Source organism: Rossellomorea sp. GAMAL-10_SWC (assembly GCF_049568075.1).
Lineage (GTDB): Bacteria > Bacillota > Bacilli > Bacillales > Bacillaceae_G > Gottfriedia.
The window spans coordinates 439,586-459,694 of record NZ_CP144911.1 but is presented as its reverse complement, the minus strand read 5'-3'; the positions used below and the strand labels follow the sequence as shown (position 1 = coordinate 459,694).

The following is a 20,109-nucleotide window of genomic DNA, read 5'->3' as shown; positions in this document are numbered from 1 at the left end:
GGAGGAGAAACCTTTGATAAAGATTGTTAAAGTAAAAAAAGAAGAAGAATTAAAATTACACAATTTAATGCAATTTTATATTTATGAATTTACTAAATATCTTCCTGAAATTAAACTAGGGGAAAACGGTTCTTATCATAAATTTAATTTGGAAAAATGCTGGAAGGATCTAGATTATCACGCTTTTTTTGTGTTGTATAAAGAAGAACTGATCGGATTTGCTATAATTGAGACATCATTAGAATCAACTTCAAATTGTATAGAAGAGTTTTTTATTATTGAAAAATATAAAGGGCATGGTTTTGGTAAAAAAGTTGCAATTCAACTTTTCAATCTGTTTCCTGGAAAATGGAGTATCTCACAAATTGAAAAAAATGAACCTGCCAAAGCTTTTTGGAGAAATGTAATTAATTATTATACAAAAGGGAACTTTACCGAAAGAGTTGATGAGAATAAAAAGACTATTCAAGAATTTGATACATTTGAAATTTAAGTAGATGAAATAGCAATGCTCAAAACGGGCTTATGAGTTAGTATATAAGCTTAAATGTTGATATTTACTTACTCATGACAGGTTCATGAGTTACTATTTAAGCTATATCTTGTAATTTACTTACTCATTCCAGATCCGTGAGTTAATAATTAAGCTAAAGTTGAAAATCCCATACTCATAAATAGTTCATTAGTAAACAGTCTTAAAGCCACCCTAAAGGTGGCTTTGTTTTGTAATATAGATCGATTTAATTTGCTTTGAAATTATAAAGTGGTTTAATTACTTTAATAACTTCGATTGCGTCCTTAGTATTTTCAATGATTTCTTTCATTTCCTTATAAGCCATTGGACTTTCGTCAAGTGTACTCTCTAAAACTGATGTACTCCAAACATCCTTCATTGTTTCTTTAAACTCATCAAGTGAAAGAGTTGCTTTTGCTTTTGAACGACTAAGAATTCGACCTGCACCATGAGGGGCTGAATAGTTCCAATCTGGGTTACCTTTTCCGATTGCAATTAAACTACCATCTCGCATGTTGATCGGAATTAATACTTTCTCACCTTTTTGGGCGGAAATCGCACCTTTACGAAGAATCATATTTTCGATATCAATATAATTATGAACAGTCGTAAATTGTTCAACAACTGTTAAGTCCATATTCTTTACGATTTCATCCATCATTGCCTTCCTGTTCCATAAAGCATATTCTTGGGCAATTGCCATATCATGCATATATCGATCAAACCAAACTCCTTCCAAATAAGCTAAATCCTTTGGAATATATTGTAAAGGAAGATTTTTTAATGCCGCCTCAATTTCTTTTTCACGGCCTTCATCCCTTAATTGCTGAATGACCTTTGAACGATTTTCTGACTGGCTCTTTAATAAATCATACGCCTTTTTCTGATAAAATTCCGCTACAACTTTACCTAAATTTCGGCTTCCAGAGTGAATGACGAAATAAATATTTCCGTCTTCGTCAGTATTACACTCAATAAAATGATTTCCGCCACCAAGTGAACCTAAGCTAAGCTTTGTTCTTGTTTCATTTAATTCTTTAAAACAGTAAAGCTGTGAAAAATCAATTTTCCTCACAAATTCATGCTTATTATTTCGAATTGAAAACCCTGATGGAACATGTTTACGAATAACAGCATCTAGTTTTTGAAAATCGATTTCTTTTTGTGAAACTCTTATTGTTTCCATTCCGCAACCTATATCGTACTTTAACCTCTAATTTCTTAGAGAGTGGACTATACCTTCTCTACAATCATCGGAGTATGCAGCTCCTTCTGTAGGCTCGCCGTGTTAATCATTCCATCCGACATTAGGAAGTAGAATAATTCTGCACAATCGTCTGCTAACAACGTGCAAGTCTCTGAACCATTTGACTATGTCACCATAGCCTCTGGCTGCTGATTGCCCTCGACTACTATATTTTACGTTAGGGTTTCCAGCAATTGAGCGAGTTTTTTAACGTTGGAGCCGTTTTAGTTAACCCCAACGAGATTTGGAACGATTTTATCTTGAATCGTCATTGTCGTTCCAATTGTACATCCCTTACCTGCATGAGTATCAGGCATAATTCTAATTTTAGAACTTTTCACGAACTCTTGATTACATAGTTCAATAATTTGCCCGATTGCTCCTTGCTCCACATTATCTGTAAATATTTTAGCTTCATTAAATGAGCCTTTAACTGTAAGCATCATGTTCTCCTTCAAGTTAGTTTTATTTTGAGGCCTAACTTTATTAAGCTATTTCAAAATATTTGATAATAGTTCATTCATTTTATTAGCTACAAGTATTTGAAGATCACTTTAGATTTTCTAAATTTAATGAATACGAAAGAAATTCTTTATCAACTTGATAGCCATTTTTTTCATACAAAGCTTGTGCCGATTTATTATCAATCGCTGTTTGTAAATCTAATGCTTTTGCTTTCGATTCGATTGCAAATTTCTTTGCTGCATTTAACAACAATTGAGCTACTCCTTTTTGCCTAGCCGATTCAGTTACATATAAGTCATTTAAAATCCATAACTTTTTCATTGATACTGAAGAAAAAGAAGGATATAACTGAGTAAATCCCATATATTGCTCTTCTTCTTTTACGAGAAAAATAACAGAATCTTTGTTATTGATTCGTTCATTTATAAAATCAATCGCTCCGTTTAAATTGCTTTCTTGTTTATAAAACATTCTGTACTGATCAAATAAATTTGCTACTTCTGTAATATGCTCTGATTTTGCACGAACTACTTCCATCATGTCACCTCTTCTAACTAATAATTAATCTATTAGTTAGTTCGGTACATTTCATTAATTTCCTCTAATCGATACAAAGGATAAAAACCTACGAGAAATAGTAATTTTTAATGGTAAAGTTAATAATATAAACATGATTTAATAAATTTCCAAAATTTAGGTTTTCATATGAATTAACTTATAATAAGATTGAAGATGAAAAACTAATTTAATTTTTTCTATTATGTGAAGAAATTAACATTCTTACACTTGGGGTGATTAATCAATGGATAAAAAAGCGCTCATTATTATTGATTATACGAACGACTTTGTAGCAGATGCTGGTTCATTAACTTGTGGTAAACCGGCACAGGAAATCGAGCAAAGTATTCTTAAACTAACTAAAAGTTTCATTGAAAATCAAGATTATGTTGTATTTGCAGTAGATGTCCATGATGAGAACGATCCGTTTCATCCCGAAACAAAATTATTTCCACCTCATAATATTAGACATACTAAAGGAAGAGATTTATATGGTGGATTAATGGATTTATACAATTCATCGAAAGGCAATTCAACTATTCAATGGCTCGATAAAACTCGTTACTCCGCTTTTGCAGGAACAGAACTTGAGATAAAACTAAATGAAAGAGGCATAAACGAACTTCATTTAATAGGAGTTTGCACTGATATTTGTGTATTACATACCGCGGTCGATGCTTATAATAAGGGTTATAAAATAGTCGTTCACGAGCAGGCTGTTGCAAGCTTTAATGCAGCTGGGCATGAATGGGCCTTAAGTCATTTCAAAAACACTTTAGGGGCGGAAATAAGATGAATTACAACTTTCAAGATGATAGCTTTGCACTTCATACAGACCTTTATCAAATTAATATGGCGGAAACTTACTGGGGAGACAATATTCACAATAAAAACGCTATTTTTGAACTTTATTTTCGTAAACTCCCATTTGGAAATGGATATGCAATCTTTGCGGGTTTAGAAAAAATAATCAGTTATCTACAGAACTTTAAATTTAGCAGTTCAGATCTTGACTATTTAAAAGAAGAACTCGGATATAAAGATGAATTCATTCAATTTCTGTCTAATGTAAAATTCACAGGTTCAGTTAGAGCAATTCAAGAAGGTGAATTAGTATTTGGCAATGAGCCAATCTTAAGAATTGAGGCACCGCTATTAGAGGCACAATTAATTGAAACCGCCTTATTAAACATTGTCAATTATCAAACATTAATTGCTACTAAAGCTTCACGAATTAAACATATCGTTGGTAATGATACGTTAATGGAATTTGGAACAAGACGTGCTCAAGAATTTGATGCTGCCATTTGGGGAGCAAGAGCCGCTTATATTGGTGGATTTCATGCGACTAGTAATGTTCGTGCTGGTAAATTATTTAATATCCCTGTTTCAGGAACACATGCTCATGCGCTCGTGCAAGCATATCGGGATGAATACATAGCTTTCAAAAAATATGCAGATCTTCATTACAATTGTACATTCCTAGTTGATACATACGATACATTAAAAAGTGGAGTACCTAATGCGATTAAAGTTGCAAAAGAACTAGGTGATAAAATTAACTTTGCAGCGATCCGACTAGATAGTGGAGACTTAGCTTATTTATCGAAAGAAGCTAGAAAAATGCTCGATGAAGCTGGTTTCGTAAATACAAAAATTGTTGCTTCGAATGATTTAGATGAATATACAATTTTAAATTTAAAATCGCAAGGAGCAAAAATTGATTCGTGGGGAATTGGAACAAAGCTTATTACTGCATATGATCAACCGGCTCTTGGAGCTGTTTATAAATTAGTAAGTATTGAAGATGAAGATGGGAAAATGATTGATACAATAAAAATTTCACAAAACCCTGAAAAAGTAACAACTCCTGGACTTAAGAAATTATATCGAATTATTAATACAGTTAATCACCACGCCGAGGCTGATTATATTGCCCTTGAAGATGAAGATCCAGGGTCTGAGGAAAAAATAAAGTTATTCCATCCGGTCCATCCATATATCAGTAAGTTTGTAACTAATTTTGAAGCTAGAGAACTTCATCACCAAATCTTTACTAAAGGTGAATTAGTCTACAAAGTGCCTGCAATTAAAGACATTCAGGATTTTGCTGAAAACAACTTAAGTGTACTTTGGGAAGAATACAAGCGTGCATTAAACCCTGAAGAATATCCTGTAGACTTAAGTCAAAAATGTTGGGATAACAAAATGGAAAAAATAGCAGAAGCTAGAAAGAAAACAGAGGAAATGAAAAATGGCTAAAATTGGGATTTATGGCAGTTCGTTTGATCCGATTACAAACGTTCATTTATGGACTGCAAGTACGATTGCTCATCGTTGTCAATTAGACAAAGTTATCTTTTTACCATGCTCTTCAAAAAGAAGAGATAAACAATTACATAATACTGATGAACATCGTTGGAATATGTTAAAATTGGCAATTCAAAACAACTCAAAGTTTATTGCAGACGATTATGAAATGAGTAAAGAGGCTTGGGAAGTATTCACATACTATACAATGAACCATTTTAAAGCGAAATATAGCGAAGATGAAGTTTATTTCATAATGGGAGCCGATCTCCTAGAAGATATTGCAGAAGGAAAATGGAAATACGGGGATCAATTAGTTTCCGAAAATAAATTCATTGTTATGGCCCGTGATGGAATTGATATGCTAAAAACCATTTCTCGTTCTCCACTATTACGAAACAATGATAATGGTTCAAGATTTCATCTAATTGATAAAGGATTAGCGATGGAAATTAGTTCAACATATATCCGTGAAGAGTTTGCTAAAGGCGGCGAGCCAAGATATTTATTACCTGAGGATTGCTACGCTTATATTAAAAAATACAATCTGTATCAAAAGGAGAATGAAGATTGAACAGTTTACAAAAAGAAATCGTCGAAGAAATGAAAGTAAAGCCAGTAATCGATCCTAAGGAGGAAGTAAGAATAAGTGTTGATTTCCTAAAAAGTTATCTTAAAAAACATCCATTTTTAAATGGTTTTGTATTAGGTATTTCAGGTGGTCAAGATTCAACTTTAACTGGTAAACTTGCACAAATGGCAATAGATGAATTAAATAGTGAGCAATCAGAAAAAAATTATCAATTTATCGCAATTCGATTACCATATGGCGTTCAAATGGACGAAGAGGATTGCCAGGAAGCGTTAAAGTTTATCCAACCAACAAAAACATACACAGTGAATATTAAAGCTGCTGTAGATGCTAGTGTTAAAACATTAAAGGAAATTGGCGTTGACCTTACTGATTTTGCAAAAGGGAATGAAAAAGCACGTGAAAGAATGAAAGCTCAATATAGCATTGCTGCTATGAATGGGTGTGTTGTCTTAGGAACTGACCATTCCGCTGAGGCTGTTACTGGCTTTTACACTAAATATGGCGATGGTGGATCAGACCTTTGTCCGATTTTCCGTCTAAATAAGCGTCAAGGAAAGATGCTACTAAAAGAATTAAATTGCCCACCTAAGCTATATGAAAAAGTTCCGACTGCTGACCTTGAAGAAGATCGCCCACAATTAGCAGATGAAGTAGCTCTTGGAGTTACATATGATGAAATCGATGATTATTTAGAAGGTAAAGAAATTAATAGTGACTCACAAGCAAAAATCGAATCATGGTTTAATAAATCTAGACATAAAAGACAAATGCCTTACACTGTTTTTGATAAATTTTAATTCATGAAAGCTACCTCCTTGAGTAGCTTTTTCACTTTTGTGGTCAATAAGTGGATATGATAATTAAAATTGGACAAGGTAATAATACAGTCATTAAGAAAGGAATGTTCATATTATGTGGATTTTATTTTTTATTCTTTTAATCTTATGGGTATTAGGTTATTTTACTTTCCATATCGCAGGCGGACTAATTCATATTCTATTAATTATCGCAATTATTGTATTTATCGTTAACCTATTTAGACGTAAAAAGTAGCAAACTGTTAGTGACTTTTTCTGCAAACTGAGAGCTTGATTTTTCAAGCTCTTTTTCTTATGCCAGTTCTATTCCTAAACCTGCTTTTAAACTCTTCTATATTCCTCTATTTTTGAATAAACTTCTATGAATGTCATAAATAAAGAGGAGCAAAATTATGCCAGTTAGTATGGAGCCTCCTATATCAATGGAACAAATGCTTCAAACAATTCGTACAGGACTACCAAAAACACTTGAACCTAAAAAGATAATCATAGTTGGTGCTGGGATATCAGGTTTAGTAGCTGCTTCACTTTTAAAAGGAGCAGGACATGAAGTAACAATTCTAGAAGGAAATAATCGAATTGGTGGTCGTATTTTTACTAATCGTAATTTTTATGCAGGACAGTATATGGAAAATGGTGCTATGAGAATACCATCTATTCACTTGCTTGTTTTAGAATATATTAAGAAATTTAACCTTCCTTTAGAAGAATTCATTAATAGCACCCCAAACGATATTATATTCGTAAACAATGTAAGAACCATTCAAAAGCTTTATGAGGAAAATCCAGACATTCTTAACTTCCCTACTTCACCATCTGAAAAAGGCAAAACAGCTGATTATTTGGCGCAATATGCCATGCAACCTGTAACAGACTTCATTAAAAAGAATCCAAAAAAGAATTGGGAAATCGTTATTAAATTACTTGATCGTTATTCGATGGAATATTATTTGAAATATAATCCTTATGGCAGAACATTATCAGTTGGAGCCATTGATATGATTAAGGTTATGCTTGGAATGGAAGGCTTTCCTGAGCTTTCATTCACTGCCTTACTACGAGAAGTAATGATTCTATTTACTCCTGGACTAAAGTTTTATGAAATAAAAGGTGGAAACGATCACTTACCGTATTCATTCCTACCTGAATTACAAGAAAATATTATTTACCATCTAAAAATGAAAAAAATTGAACAACTCGACTCTTCTGTAACGATTCATACTGAGGATACACAAACATCACAGGCATATACGGTAACTGGAGACTTAGCCATTATTACCATACCTTTTTCTTTACTAAACTTCGTTGAAATCATTCCACGCGATTTATTTTCATATAACAAATATAAAGCAATTCGACAATTACATTATGTTGCTTCGACTAAAATTGGTTTACAATTTAAAACTAGATTTTGGGAGAAAGCGGGTTTTATTGGAGGAAAAATGACGTCTGACCTACCTGTTCGTTATTCCTATTTCCCAAGCCAATCCGTTGGTTCAGAAGGCCCAGGTGTCATATTAGCAAGCTATACATGGGAAGATAACGCATCAATTTGGGATAGCTTAACTGAAAAAGAACAAATAGAGAATGCGCTAGAAGATTTATCGAAAATTTACGGAAAAGAAATATACAATGAGTTTATTACTGGTAATACATTTAGTTGGGCAGAAAATCCTTTTTCAGGTGGAGCTTTTGCTATTTTCAAACCGGACCAGCAAACAGAAATTGCCCCATATATATCAACTCCAGAAGGACTAATTCATTTTGCTGGTGATCACACCTCTACAGCCCCAGGTTGGATTCAAGGTGCAATCGAATCCGGAATAAGGGTGGCTTATGAGGTTAACGATTTACCTAAAACAACGGCAAATGAGAATTTTGAAACACATGATCATGTTTAAACACTAGAGTTTTGGATATCTAACCTTAGATAGTATGCCACGAAATTCAAGAAAAACATAAAACCCACAAGGAACAACTTGTGGGTTTCATCATGATATTATCCAATTTTTAAATAACCTACTGAAGGAACAAAAGAGTATCCTTGATTAATAACCATATCTGTTATTTCTGTCGTTTCAGTCTCTCTGACTTGATGGAACAATTTATATTTTATTGATTTTACTTTCTTTCCTCTTAATACATTATTTAAATAAATTAACTCAATGTCTAAAAAAGGTATTCTGTACTTTAAATTATTCGTGATTCTATTTGTGATTAGTTCATTAAACTCGATATCGGCATTATTAACTGAATTTTTTTTCATATCATCTACTAATTTATTCTGTTTATCAGTAAACTCACTAATAATATATTCGATTTCCACTTTTGAAAGGGAACGAGTTTCTTTTAATGGCAATGTAACTTGATTTGTTTTTTCTTTACTAAATAATCGTTTAAAAAATTTAATCATAGTCCCGTCCTCTTCAATTTTTCTTATTTATATTTTGTCATGTTTAAACAAGATTGTAAAAATAATTTTTTAGGCACTAATACTATTCTATTATTAAACCGAAATTCCTTTGTAGAATTGCCTCTCTTTTAAAATTTTTAGAACAAAATTTAATCATTCCAAGAGTCAGGGATTGAATTCGAAAATAAAAGACTTAATCAGATAAAAAACACCTAATATTAGGTGTTTTAGTGTGTAGACAAAGTACTAAAAACTTGATTTTCAGAATGATTGCAAGCGCTTGTCTTTCGAGGCGCGAAGCCTGGTGAGGAGCGGAGTTACCCTAGACGGTAATGAGCACCGCGCAGGCAGGCGAAGTAACAAAGAAAGCGAGCGTTTGTCAACAGTCTGAATAGGTGTTTTTACTCCGTTTCACATGCATAATTATCATGATCACGATCCATTTGCGCTTGGTAGGCTTTATTCCCTTTTGGTACTCCATTTGGATTGACTTTTCTTAAGTCTGCGCAGTTTTTAAAATACTGTTTATTATTGTTAGACGAATTATTCGTTTTTGTTTGATTGGTTTTATTTTTGCTCCATAAACCAACCCTCTGCTGCTGGGCAATTGCTTGTAAGCTTCTAAGCTCTGATTCATAGACATAATTTCCATAGTCATAAAATTTTTCTACATAGCCTTTTTTTATGATTTCTTTTTGGATTAGTCTGCCATCAATCCAAACCCATGCAAGCGTTCGATTATATTTATCTTTTTTTTGACCATCGTATTCAAGCTGAATTGTTTTTGCATTTTTTAATAGATTGCATGTATATGCTGAAGCTTCTTTTCCATATGGCTCAATCGTTCTTGTACTTTCTGGCGTATCGATATATAAGAATCTTGTTGTACCAACTTCTGTAAATTTAGCAGTATCTCCATCGATACATTTTATAAGCTCAACTGTAATTTTTGAATTAGTTTTCGTATTAACTGATGCTGTTGACTGTGAACATCCATTAAGTCCAAGAATTGCCATTACAGTTAATAAAATAAGTCTTTTCATGTTGTTCCCCCAGTTATTCTTGTTACTACACATTATTTTAACAATAAAAACCAATTATGTATTGAAATAGTGGGGGATTTTTCAATTTTAAAGGACTTTGCTTTGTATTACTTATTTAGGAATATAATGATCTCCATAAATAAAACGTTACGTAAGCTTCCCAGCCCTTCCATTTTTTAGCCATTTTTTTAATTTCTTCAATTGAAGGTTTTTTCTCTAATGATAGTTGATTTTTTAATGCATTATGTATTCCTACATCGGCAATTGGAAACGCGGATTTCTCTTGTAAACATTTCATCAAGACGTAATCAGCCGTCCAGTTCCCAACTCCTCGAATTTCCAATAGCTTATTTAACTTTTTCTCGTATGATTCTAAACGATTTAGAGATTCTTTTGAAATGAGTCCATCTGTCATTAATTTTGCAATCCCAATCACGTATTCTGCTTTTCGTGTAGTAAATTTCATACTAGTTAAATCGGAAACCTCAAGTTTGGATATTACATCTGGAGTTGGAAATAGCCAAAATATTTCATCCTTCCATCTAAAGCTTTCTCCATATTTTTCAACAAAGCTTCTTTTTAAAGAAAACGCAAATGTCAGATTGATTTGTTGACCCATAATTGCCCATGTAAATGCTTCAAATAAATCCGGAATTCCAATTACGCGAAGTCCAAAATGCTGATCAATTAGCAATTGTAGCATTTGATTATTTTTACTTAATTGATAGAACTCGGTTAGGTTTCTGCCTAAATCAAATAAATCCCATATAAATGCTGCAGCAGCTACTTTTATTTCTTCACTTGGATGTTGGTCTGGAAATTCAATTAATAATTCGTTATGATCACTACTTACTTTTAGTAAAATTAATCTATTTTCTATTTTAATAAGTTTTAAAAAATATTCCTCTTTAACTTGATGAAGTACCTCATTTTTAGATCGTGTTAGGAATACTAAGCATTCATTAAAACTAAAATCTTTTGGTGTTAAGATGGATATCGAATTCTTATTTTTATCTAATACAAGTGATGCATTGAATTCTTTATACAGATTAATCACCTCTTTCCACATTCATAAATTAACAGTTTCCTTATCTTTCTTTACGTACTTTCCCCTCTGTGATAGATAGCTATGCAATATCATGCCGATCATGATAATAATCATTCCAATCCAAGAAATAATTGATGGAGATGCCGTTGATAAGAAAATCATTTCACCCATTACTGTGAATAATACTTCCATGGATTGGGTTGCTTCTACTGCCCCTAATTTTTGCATATTTCCCCTTACTAAATCAGTAGCTTGAAAAAATAATACAGTAGCAATTACACCTGATGAGATCGCTACAATTAATGATTGTGATACTTGATTTTGACTTGGTAGACCTTCAGTATATAAACCATAGATTGATAGAATGATCCAAAACGGTAAACTGGCTAAGGTCATTCCTAAAACGCGTTGATATACATCCAGCTTTCCATCACATAATTCCATCATTTTTCGATTGCCAAGTGGGTATGCAAAGGAGGCAATAATAACTGGTAAAATACCTGTTAAAACTGTTGAAATAGCTATTTTTGTAGCTAACTCAATCTGCATTAATAAAATACCAAATATAATTAATAAAGACATTCCTAATCCTTTAAAAGGAATTTTCCCACGAACCTTTTGGATTTCATTTGATGTTTGAATTGAAATGAAGAAAAATGGTGCTAAAAGTGACCCAGATAAAATTGTGATCTGCCATGAACTTGCTATTAGCCATCCTGGAGAATAAACTGCTGCTAGGCAAATTGGTGCATAAAATAAACCGAATCCAATTGTTGACCATATAATCCAACTTTTTAATTTGCCTTTCATTTCTTTCAATAGATCATACAAATTTCTTCGAGAGATTACGATGATTAATAAAAAAGGTACCATAAAAAAGTATCTTAAGGATGCACTCCAAATCCAACTTCCACCAGATAATTCCATCGAGCGGTTTAAAATAAATGTGATTGAAAAGAAAAATGCCGCTAATATTCCTAATAAAATCGGGCGCATATTACCACCTCTATAACAATTTCAATTATCTTTTACGATAAAATGATTTTCAGTTGAAACTTCCTTTAATTTCTTCCGTAAAAATTCAGGGTATACTTCGATTTCTTCTAGATTCTTTAAACTGACCTATTAAAAAATTAGTCGGTCCCCTTCAATACCTTAAAATGATTCATTCAATGAATTAGTAAGCTTGTTCTCTGAGTTTATTTTATAGTAAAGACCAACTTCGTGAATATTATTTCCTTTATAAGAAAAGAAATTTTCTACTGTCCACATCATCTGATCAATTTCAATTTCTATTCCTAGTTCTTCTTTGATCTCCATTTTAAGCTTAAATGTGACTCTTCATTGAATTTAATTCTACCACCTGGTAAGGACCAAATTGTGTCACTTGCTAGTCTGTGTATTAAGACATGCCCATTTTCAATCCATATACTTGCTACCCTTAAATTAAATAATTAGTTCTCTGATTTAAATCCAACATCCATTATTACTACCTGACCTTATATGTTATTATTAGAGGCTTTTTTAACTAAATGAACCCCTCCAACCCACCAGTCTATTCCAATTAAATTCATTCGATTTGCTTTTCCCGTTAGTACGTCTAATCCCCATTTAGTTAATTCAATTTTTGCTTTTGGGTTATGTTGTTTATAACTTGGTAATTCACTGTCACTACTTATTAAAGGGAAATCACTTTTCATTAATTCATTTAAAATTGCTGCGAAATATAAATCGCTTAATCCATCATTTGTTCTATGTCTTACGAGTTTATTAAATAGTTCTGCAAAGGAGTTAATTCCTTCATTGATCATTGATAATGCTAAAAATTCTACTTCATTTAATCCATTCTGTTTAGAAGGAAAATATGACATATGACTTAATAAAGCTTGTTTTAGAAACGGAAGCGCATGACATTTTTGAATAAAATTATCAAGTTCATTTAGATTATTTGAACAATAAGCTTTCCATCCAGCACATGCTTCTTCTATTTGTTCATCTGAAACTTCTTGTTTAGTTGGGAGTAATCCAATTAATTGTTCTGAAGATAATTGACCTAATCCGTGAAATGGTTCAATTCCTTCATATTCATTTATACTAACCATCGAAATTTTTTGAAATCCAAGTGCCGATAATTCCGATAATAAATAAAGTATTGTCACCTGATCGTATCGATCATGTTCGAACCATAGGACAACTTCCTCAGAACGAGATAGTGCATCTAATAATTGAAATTGGCTTCGGCAATTTTCAAAAAAAAAACTCGAAGGAATTTGTAGCTTTTGTTGAAAAAAATTTGCTCTTCTTTTATATGTTTCTTCTAAAGTCCAATCTCGACTCAGTGGCCCAAAATCATACATTTCTCGCCATACAACAATATTATCATTTAAAGACTTTATTTTTCCTCCAACCACATCACCATTTACAATATGATTCATCTATTCATCTACTTTCTCCATTGGTTTATTTAAAAAGAAAATACAGTTCTTAATTCTTCTTAACGATCTTAGATTCCTCTTACATATAATATTATTATTTTTTTTCAAAATAAAACCACCTATCTAAATAGGTGGCGAGACATTTTCTTATAAAATAGGGTTCTTATCAAATTAATTTGAATGTCACTGACAATTTCCCAACATTTGAATTCTAAAAGTCTTTATTTAATCTCTCTTTTTTGTTTTTTTCTACTAGAAGACATCTCAACACCAGTTTCAGATGTCGTAGTCCCTTGACCTTGTACATTTGGTGATCCTAAGCCAACTCTCGATGGATCTTTTTTAGTTTTTCCCATTTTAAACACCTCCATCTTTACTTTTTCTAAACTTAAACTTCTTTATTCAAAGAATATTTTTCCTGTAAATTGCAAATCTTATATATCTGAGGAGGTGTTTTTTATGGCTAGAATCGGAGTAGAACAATCTTTAACTAATGTCCAAGAAGCATTACGTTCAGCGGGACATGATGTTGTTGAATTAAAACAAGAATCAGATGCAAATGGTTGCGATTGCTGCGTTGTAACAGGACTTGATTCAAATGTAATGGGAATGCAAAATGTAGCTACACAAGGATCAGTAATCGAGGCAAGTGGCTTAACAGCTGATGAAGTTTGTCAACAAGTTGAAAGTAGATTACAATAACAAATTACAAACAAAAGTTATATCAAACATTCTAAAGAAAACTCGCCGATTGGCGAACTTTAAAGCGAAGACAGAGACTAAAGTTGCACTTCTCCAATTCCTAAAAATGCGACTACGTCAAATCCCCTTCGCCACTGAAATATTTTTACTTACTAATGTGCAAAAAAGGGTAAGCAAAATTCACTGAAATTTGCTTACCCTTTTTTCAAATTATAAATTTAATCCACCGTATAGCAAAGCTCCTATTACAATAAAAGCCGGATGTAGCTTTACTTTCTCCATTAATATGTAACTGATTACTCCTAAAAATAAAAACTGTCCAATACCAATTTGAGAATATGAATCATGAAATGAATTATAAGCCATAACGCCAAGTAAAACTGCGATTGTTGGCTTGACGTAAAGAGTCATTCGCTTAACTTGAATCGAATGACGATATTTATACAAAATTCCCATTAAGGTCAGCATGAGGATTAATGACGGTGCAACTGTAGCCAATACAGCCAAAAATGAACCTAGTATACCACCTTCATGGAATCCGATATACCCTGCCATTTTCGTAGCAATCGGTCCTGGTAGGGAGTTTCCCATAGCAAGAGCCTCATTAAATTCTTGATGTGTAAGCCAACCTCTTGTGACAACTTCTTTTTGAATAAGAGGAATGGTCGCAGGTCCTCCTCCATACCCTAAAATATTAGCAACAAAAAACGCCCAGAAAATGTTCCAATATACCATTATGCAGACAGTCCTTTTGATTTTTTACCTTCAACTGATTTGGTTGGCTTAACGACCGCAAATAACAGTAGCCCTCCAATAATAAATCCTGGATGTATATGAAAATATTGCATTAAAACAATCCCTACTATAATATGTCCGATTGTAAAGGGCCATTTTAGCCCCTTAACGGAAGCTTCTACAAATTGCCAAGTTAGTACACCAAGCATGACTCCAACCACTGGTACAATTGCTTTAGTCATTCCTTGCACCCATTTTAGATCTTTAAATGTCACTAGAGTAGTCAATAAAACTACCATTAAAATAATTGTCGGCAGGATCGTTGCAACTATTGCATTAATCATCCCAATTTTACCACCCACTTTAAACCCAATGTATCCAGCCATTTTTGTATTAATCGGTCCTGGCAGTGTGTTTCCAATAGCGAGCACATCTCCAAATTCTTCATCATTCATCCATTTAAAGCGTTCAACCACTTCTTTATGTACTAAAGGAATGGTCGATGGTCCACCTCCGTATCCGAGCATGCTGCTCCTAAAAAAGGCGATAAAGATGTTTAACTGTTTCATAAAATCCATCCCTTTAGTTTATCTTTCTTTTAGTTTGCAATAAGACAAGAGCACTTCACACAATTACCGCATGGTTTTTTCATCACTGGAATAGGTTGATTGACCATATTCATTAAAAGCGAAGTCTCCACATTACAAAACGAGCATGTCTCACCAGTTTGAGCTTTTTGAATTTGAGGCATTTCTACTAACTGTAAGGCTTCTTTCATATGTTTGTCGCATACTAACAACATATCATTCACTCCCGCTCTTAAAATTGGATTTTATGGTGTAGATGTCACTTTCTTTTTCGGATGATCTAATTTACGTTTTTTTACTTCATCTGTTACTTCTTCGTTCCATGAAATCGTTACATCATCTTCAGTAATGAAAGCTTGGCAACCTAAACGGAACCCTTTGCTTAACCATTCTTCACCAAGTTTTCGACGCTCCTGTACTTTTATATGATCAACAGTACCCTCTTCAATTTTACAAACGCAGGATCCACAAACGCCGCCACCACATCGATTTGGTAATTCTCCATCAAATCGAAGAGACATACGTAAAATATTGGAGTTTTCCGGTACTTCTAATACTTTTCCACTAGTAGCAAAATTCAGTTTTGGCATAATTCAAATCCTCCTCTTCACCTATTTGGTATACAATATACCATATTTATAATTTTCTGACAATATATAAATTACATATATTAAGCTATTTTTCTTAATTTATATTACTCTATTTGTTTTTATATACCGGTCTGATATAATATTTTGTATACCAAATGCGTCTTAATATTCAAAAAATGAGGTGATATATGTGCTTACTATTGGATTAATTGGATATGGAGCAATCGGACAAGATATCGTCAAATATATAAACGAAGGCAAGGCTGGTGATGTATCATTAAAGGCGGTTCTCGTACGGAGAAAGGATCAATACGAATCGCATATAAGCGATTTATTTTACGACAATGAAGAGACTTTTTTTGGATTGGGATTGGATCTCATAATTGAAGCTGCGGGTCATGAAGCTGTCTATAAGTTTGGAAAAAGGACGCTGTCTACTAGTAGTGACTTTATCATCTCATCTGTAGGTGCATTAGCAGATGACGCATTATTAGCAGAACTTGAAACTACTGCAAAGCTTACTAACAGCAAGATTATCATCCCTTCTGCTGCGATTGCTGGATTGGATCGTGTAGCTGCTTCTATGCTACAAGGGGTTGATGAAGTAAAACTTGTAACGAGAAAACCACCGAGTGCATGGAGAGGAACAATTGCAGAGGAAAAGGTAGATTTAGACACCGTTACGGAGCCAATTTGCATATATAATGGTGTTGCTAGAGAATCTTCTAAGCTTTTTCCGGAAAGCACAAATGTTTCAGCAACCTTGAGTCTTGCTGGAATCGGATTTGATAAAACAAAAGTACAAGTTTATGTAGATCCAAACATAACAAGTAATACACACCAAATTTTCGTAAAGGGATTTTTTGGTGAAATGGAAGTAAAGGTGCAAAATATTCCTTCTTCTACTAATCCAAAGACGGGATATATAGTTGCAATGAGTATTTGTAATACTTTAAAAAATAGAACGTCCTCGATCGTTGTTGGTATCTAGTATTTTCTCTTTATTATTTGTGAAATACGAAACTAAAATAAAAAGCCCCTCTTAGTCTAGACGATCTAACAGTCTATCTAATAGGGGTTTTATTATTTATAGAAAATTGATTTTTCCATACAAGAAAAGAGACGCAAACATCCACAAACTATTTTTATGTCGTTTTTTCTTTTCTTTTTTCTATGTAGTTCATGTACGCACGTCTAGAATTTTCGATATGAATTTTCGTTAAATACTCCGACATTTCTATTTCTTTATTTCGTACTGCTTTCATAATTTCAATATGTTCCCTCAATGATTCCTTACGTCTTCCAGGCGTTTCGTACCCCATATTAGCAGACATATGGATATAATCTGTTAAGCCGGATAAAATTTCAAAAAGCTTCGGACTTCTCGCTGCCTTATATAGTAGGAGATTCATTTCGATATGCTCATTCTCGAAGGTTTCGTCTGAGTGTTCCTCAATATAAAGAAGCTCCTCGATTTTCTGATCAAACTCTTTTTGAATTTCGTCCGTCATTTTTTTAGCAGCCAATTTTGCTGCTAACACTTCTAATGAAGATAAAATCGTAAACACTTCCATAATGTCTTCATCAGAAATATTCGAAACGATGACACCTTTACGCGGAACCGTTTTTACAAACCCTTGTGATTCTAAGCGGAATAAAGCTTCTCTAATAGGTGTACGACTAATATTTAGCTTAACAGCAAGCTCCCGTTCAATTAAGCGATCACCTGGCTTATAATGCCCCTCTAAAATCAATTCTTTTAAATATCTATACGCATGTTCCCGGATTGAAAGAAAATTAGTTTCCATCTCCATTCCATTCACCTGCCTCCCATTTCTTGCCTATTTTAAAATAGTGTATCATCATTTTGTTAAAAGTAAATCGATATTTCTATTATAGTATCTTTTAAATGAGTAATCGAGCACATAGATGGAAATCCATTCCAATCAAGTTCTACTTTTATAGCCTATAAATACAAACTTTAATCCCAACTATTTTCTATACGAATGTTAGTACACCAAAAAAGGCGATGTAGGAACAACACCTAACCGCCTCCAAAGTATTATTTTTTAATGTCTGCATCAGTAACAACTTCATAACCGTCATTTGAAAGGAACTCTTGCAATGCCTGTAAAGCAGCTGTTCCGACCTCTGTATCCTGTTCTCCATTTCCACCGCTGATCCCCACACCACCAATGACTTCCCCATTAACTACAATTGGAAATCCGCCTACAAAAATTGCAAATTTTCCATTTAGCATATGTTGTATTCCAAATGCTTCATTTCCCGGAAGGGCTGGTCCGTTTGGTTCTGTATTAAATAAATGAGTGGAGCGTTTATGACCCGCTGCCGTATATGCTTTAGCAATAGCAATTTCAGGACCCGTAATACGAGCACCATTCATTCGTTCAAGTGCAATGACATATCCTCCGTCATCTACAATTGCAATCGTCTCTGGAACGTTAATATCCTCTGATTTTTTCTTAGCAGCCTCTATCATTACTTTTGCTTCTTCTAATTCTAATTTTAAAATTTTTTTCATTTTAAATCCTCCTCAGTAACCGATATAGACTGTTTTTATTTGTGTAAAGAATTCAAGTCCAACTCTGCCTGACTCGCGGAATGTTGAAGTACTAGAGCGTTTTACTCCACCAAATGGTGCATTCATCAAATTACCTGTCGTTGTACGATTTACTTTAACTGTCCCTGCTTGAACATCTTTAGTAAATTGATGAGCGAGTTTCAAATTATTCGTAACAATCGATGCAGATAATCCATATTCAACATCGTTAGCTATTAAAACGGCTTCTTCATAGCTTTCTACTTCAATTACAGCAACAACCGGGCCGAAAATCTCTTCTTTAGCAATGCGCATATCAGGCTTCACATTCGTAAAGATCGCCGGTTCAATATAGTAGCCATTTTCGTATTTTCCATATGCAAGCTGTTGGCCTCCATATTCAAGTGTAGCCCCTTCTTCTTTACCAATTCCTATATACTTCAGCACGTTTTTTAACTGCTTTTCATTTGCTAAAGGTCCAATAATGACACGATCGTCAAATCCATCGCCAATTTTTAATTCACTTGTTTTTTCTACTAATTTCTGCACAAATTGTTCCTTTACTTCCTTCATAACAATTACACGGCTAGTGCCTGTACATGCTTGACCAGTAAGGTGAAAGCCTCCATTCACGGTTAGGTTAACTGCTAAGTCTACATCTGCGTCATCCATTACAATAAGAGGATTTTTTCCACCAAGCTCCATTTGTGTTCTTGTAGTAAAGGATGTGTTTTTATGAATATGTTCCCCAGCACTAGTAGACCCAGTGAAAGTAACTCCTCGTATAGCAGGATGTTTAACTAAGATATCCCCGATATCGGATGAACTTCCAGTTACAAAATTGATGACTCCTTTTGGTATACCAGCTTCATGAAGCGCCTCAACGAGTCGGTATGCAATTAAAGGTGTATCAGATGAAGGCTTGAAAACAACTGTATTTCCAGTAATTAATGCCGGAGCAATCTTTCTTGATGGTATGGAGATTGGGAAATTCCATGGGGTAATGACAGAAATAACACCAAGAGGCTCCCTTTCTGTTGTAACTCTCATATTTGGATCATCATTTGGGAACGTTTCCCCTGTAAAGCTTTGTCCTTCAATGGCATAATAACGAAGCGTTTCCGCTGAGCGAAGCACCTCCTGTTTGGCCGCGCTTATTACTTTTCCTTCTTCTCGTGTTAATTCTTCTGCTAGTTGTTCCACTCTTTGTTCTAGTATTGCTGCCGCCTTATTTAAAATAGTAGCACGTTTAGAAGGTGGAGTTTGTGCCCACACAGGAAAAGCCTGGCTTGCTGCATCAATTGCTTGAATCACGTCTTGTTCTGTCGAAGCTTGAAATGTGCCGACAATATCTTCCTTATTAGAAGGGTTTACGCTTTGGAACGTTTTATTATTTACTGACTCGACCCAACTTCCAGATATGTAATTTTTATAAGTTTCTAGTTTAGTAGTTAGCAAATTTATCATCCTTTCTGAACAAGATGGCAGTT

General features: G+C 33.7%; 24 protein-coding genes and 1 pseudogene. 9 read left to right on the top strand and 16 right to left on the bottom strand.

Going from position 1 to position 20,109, the window contains the following annotated elements:
* Window positions 1-13: 13 nt before the first annotated feature.
* Window positions 14-493: a GNAT family N-acetyltransferase gene (locus V5E38_RS02215; protein WP_499212044.1), complete on the top strand. Its 480-nt coding sequence runs from the start codon at window positions 14-16 to the stop codon at window positions 491-493.
* A gap of 247 nt (window positions 494-740) precedes the next feature.
* Here the strand turns inward: V5E38_RS02215 and V5E38_RS02210 are convergent, their stop codons facing one another.
* The 3 genes and pseudogenes from V5E38_RS02210 to V5E38_RS02200 form a co-directional block, all read right to left on the bottom strand.
* Complete coding sequence (locus V5E38_RS02210) at window positions 741-1,700, bottom strand: RtcB family protein (protein ID WP_499212043.1); 960 nt, start codon at window positions 1,698-1,700, stop codon at window positions 741-743.
* A gap of 287 nt (window positions 1,701-1,987) precedes the next feature.
* Window positions 1,988-2,203: pseudogene (locus V5E38_RS02205) on the bottom strand (RtcB family protein); the annotation flags it as partial.
* 106 nt (window positions 2,204-2,309) lie between these two features.
* A complete protein-coding gene (locus V5E38_RS02200) occupies window positions 2,310-2,762 on the bottom strand; it encodes a GNAT family N-acetyltransferase (protein WP_499212042.1) in 453 nt (150 codons plus the stop codon).
* Between the two features lie 265 nt (window positions 2,763-3,027).
* Between V5E38_RS02200 and V5E38_RS02195 the strand changes: the two genes are divergently transcribed.
* From V5E38_RS02195 to V5E38_RS02170, 6 genes are all read left to right on the top strand, one after another.
* Window positions 3,028-3,579, top strand: coding sequence for a cysteine hydrolase family protein (locus tag V5E38_RS02195; protein ID WP_499212041.1), 552 nt, complete (start codon window positions 3,028-3,030; stop codon window positions 3,577-3,579).
* Window positions 3,576-5,045, top strand: coding sequence for a nicotinate phosphoribosyltransferase (locus V5E38_RS02190; protein WP_499212040.1), 1,470 nt, complete (start codon window positions 3,576-3,578; stop codon window positions 5,043-5,045). Before V5E38_RS02195 ends, V5E38_RS02190 begins: the two co-directional genes overlap by 4 nt.
* Entirely contained in the window at window positions 5,038-5,667 is a 630-nt protein-coding gene (gene nadD / locus V5E38_RS02185) for a nicotinate (nicotinamide) nucleotide adenylyltransferase (protein WP_056471873.1), read from the top strand. Before V5E38_RS02190 ends, nadD begins: the two co-directional genes overlap by 8 nt.
* Window positions 5,664-6,485 carry an ammonia-dependent NAD(+) synthetase gene (gene nadE, locus V5E38_RS02180; RefSeq protein WP_499212039.1) on the top strand — a complete coding sequence of 274 codons (822 nt, stop codon included), beginning with the start codon at window positions 5,664-5,666 and terminating at the stop codon, window positions 6,483-6,485. Before nadD ends, nadE begins: the two co-directional genes overlap by 4 nt.
* A gap of 115 nt (window positions 6,486-6,600) precedes the next feature.
* Complete coding sequence (locus V5E38_RS02175; protein WP_170927396.1) at window positions 6,601-6,741, top strand: lmo0937 family membrane protein; 141 nt, start codon at window positions 6,601-6,603, stop codon at window positions 6,739-6,741.
* A gap of 157 nt (window positions 6,742-6,898) precedes the next feature.
* The gene (locus V5E38_RS02170; RefSeq protein WP_499212038.1) at window positions 6,899-8,407 is read left to right on the top strand and encodes a flavin monoamine oxidase family protein; all 1,509 of its coding nucleotides are present in this window, start codon (window positions 6,899-6,901) and stop codon (window positions 8,405-8,407) included.
* A gap of 98 nt (window positions 8,408-8,505) precedes the next feature.
* Here V5E38_RS02170 and V5E38_RS02165 read toward each other — a convergent pair whose 3' ends face one another.
* From V5E38_RS02165 to V5E38_RS02140, 6 genes are all read right to left on the bottom strand, one after another.
* Window positions 8,506-8,919, bottom strand: coding sequence for a hypothetical protein (locus V5E38_RS02165; protein WP_335477964.1), 414 nt, complete (start codon window positions 8,917-8,919; stop codon window positions 8,506-8,508).
* Between the two features lie 401 nt (window positions 8,920-9,320).
* The gene (locus V5E38_RS02160; protein WP_499212037.1) at window positions 9,321-9,962 is read right to left on the bottom strand and encodes a thermonuclease family protein; all 642 of its coding nucleotides are present in this window, start codon (window positions 9,960-9,962) and stop codon (window positions 9,321-9,323) included.
* Window positions 9,963-10,077: 115 nt separating this feature from the next.
* Entirely contained in the window at window positions 10,078-11,019 is a 942-nt protein-coding gene (locus V5E38_RS02155) for a DNA-3-methyladenine glycosylase family protein (RefSeq protein WP_499212036.1), read from the bottom strand.
* A 12-nt stretch (window positions 11,020-11,031) separates the two neighbouring features.
* Window positions 11,032-12,006: a DMT family transporter gene (locus V5E38_RS02150; RefSeq protein ID WP_499212035.1), complete on the bottom strand. Its 975-nt coding sequence runs from the start codon at window positions 12,004-12,006 to the stop codon at window positions 11,032-11,034.
* A 503-nt stretch (window positions 12,007-12,509) separates the two neighbouring features.
* Window positions 12,510-13,445 carry a DUF1835 domain-containing protein gene (locus V5E38_RS02145; RefSeq protein ID WP_499212034.1) on the bottom strand — a complete coding sequence of 312 codons (936 nt, stop codon included), beginning with the start codon at window positions 13,443-13,445 and terminating at the stop codon, window positions 12,510-12,512.
* A gap of 221 nt (window positions 13,446-13,666) precedes the next feature.
* Entirely contained in the window at window positions 13,667-13,801 is a 135-nt protein-coding gene (locus tag V5E38_RS02140) for a YuzL family protein (protein WP_082459488.1), read from the bottom strand.
* Between the two features lie 103 nt (window positions 13,802-13,904).
* Here V5E38_RS02140 and V5E38_RS02135 point away from each other — a divergent pair, with 103 nt between their 5' ends.
* On the top strand, window positions 13,905-14,147 hold the full coding sequence (locus V5E38_RS02135) for a YkuS family protein (RefSeq protein WP_056471845.1): 243 nt from the start codon (window positions 13,905-13,907) through the stop codon (window positions 14,145-14,147).
* Window positions 14,148-14,357: 210 nt separating this feature from the next.
* On the opposite strand, the gene V5E38_RS02130 is transcribed toward V5E38_RS02135, so the two are convergent.
* Genes V5E38_RS02130 through V5E38_RS02115 form a run of 4 tightly spaced genes read right to left on the bottom strand, consistent with a single transcriptional unit; the run spans window position 14,358 to window position 16,059 of the window.
* Window positions 14,358-14,882 (bottom strand): chromate transporter, encoded by a 525-nt coding sequence (locus tag V5E38_RS02130; RefSeq protein ID WP_387328446.1) that lies wholly within the window; start codon window positions 14,880-14,882, stop codon window positions 14,358-14,360.
* The gene (locus V5E38_RS02125) at window positions 14,882-15,451 is read right to left on the bottom strand and encodes a chromate transporter (protein WP_097973900.1); all 570 of its coding nucleotides are present in this window, start codon (window positions 15,449-15,451) and stop codon (window positions 14,882-14,884) included. Before V5E38_RS02125 ends, V5E38_RS02130 begins: the two co-directional genes overlap by 1 nt.
* Window positions 15,452-15,480: 29 nt before the next feature.
* Window positions 15,481-15,684 (bottom strand): hypothetical protein, encoded by a 204-nt coding sequence (locus tag V5E38_RS02120; protein WP_499212033.1) that lies wholly within the window; start codon window positions 15,682-15,684, stop codon window positions 15,481-15,483.
* Between the two features lie 30 nt (window positions 15,685-15,714).
* A complete protein-coding gene (locus V5E38_RS02115; RefSeq protein WP_097973903.1) occupies window positions 15,715-16,059 on the bottom strand; it encodes a 2Fe-2S iron-sulfur cluster-binding protein in 345 nt (114 codons plus the stop codon).
* A 190-nt stretch (window positions 16,060-16,249) separates the two neighbouring features.
* Between V5E38_RS02115 and V5E38_RS02110 the strand changes: the two genes are divergently transcribed.
* Complete coding sequence (locus tag V5E38_RS02110; RefSeq protein ID WP_499212032.1) at window positions 16,250-17,050, top strand: aspartate dehydrogenase; 801 nt, start codon at window positions 16,250-16,252, stop codon at window positions 17,048-17,050.
* Window positions 17,051-17,204: 154 nt separating this feature from the next.
* On the opposite strand, the gene V5E38_RS02105 is transcribed toward V5E38_RS02110, so the two are convergent.
* From V5E38_RS02105 to V5E38_RS02095, 3 genes are all read right to left on the bottom strand, one after another.
* The gene (locus V5E38_RS02105) at window positions 17,205-17,873 is read right to left on the bottom strand and encodes a GntR family transcriptional regulator (RefSeq protein WP_098232970.1); all 669 of its coding nucleotides are present in this window, start codon (window positions 17,871-17,873) and stop codon (window positions 17,205-17,207) included.
* Window positions 17,874-18,121: 248 nt separating this feature from the next.
* Window positions 18,122-18,601: a GlcG/HbpS family heme-binding protein gene (locus V5E38_RS02100; protein ID WP_499212031.1), complete on the bottom strand. Its 480-nt coding sequence runs from the start codon at window positions 18,599-18,601 to the stop codon at window positions 18,122-18,124.
* Window positions 18,602-18,613: 12 nt separating this feature from the next.
* Complete coding sequence (locus tag V5E38_RS02095) at window positions 18,614-20,086, bottom strand: aldehyde dehydrogenase family protein (RefSeq protein WP_499212030.1); 1,473 nt, start codon at window positions 20,084-20,086, stop codon at window positions 18,614-18,616.
* Window positions 20,087-20,109: the final 23 nt, after the last annotated feature.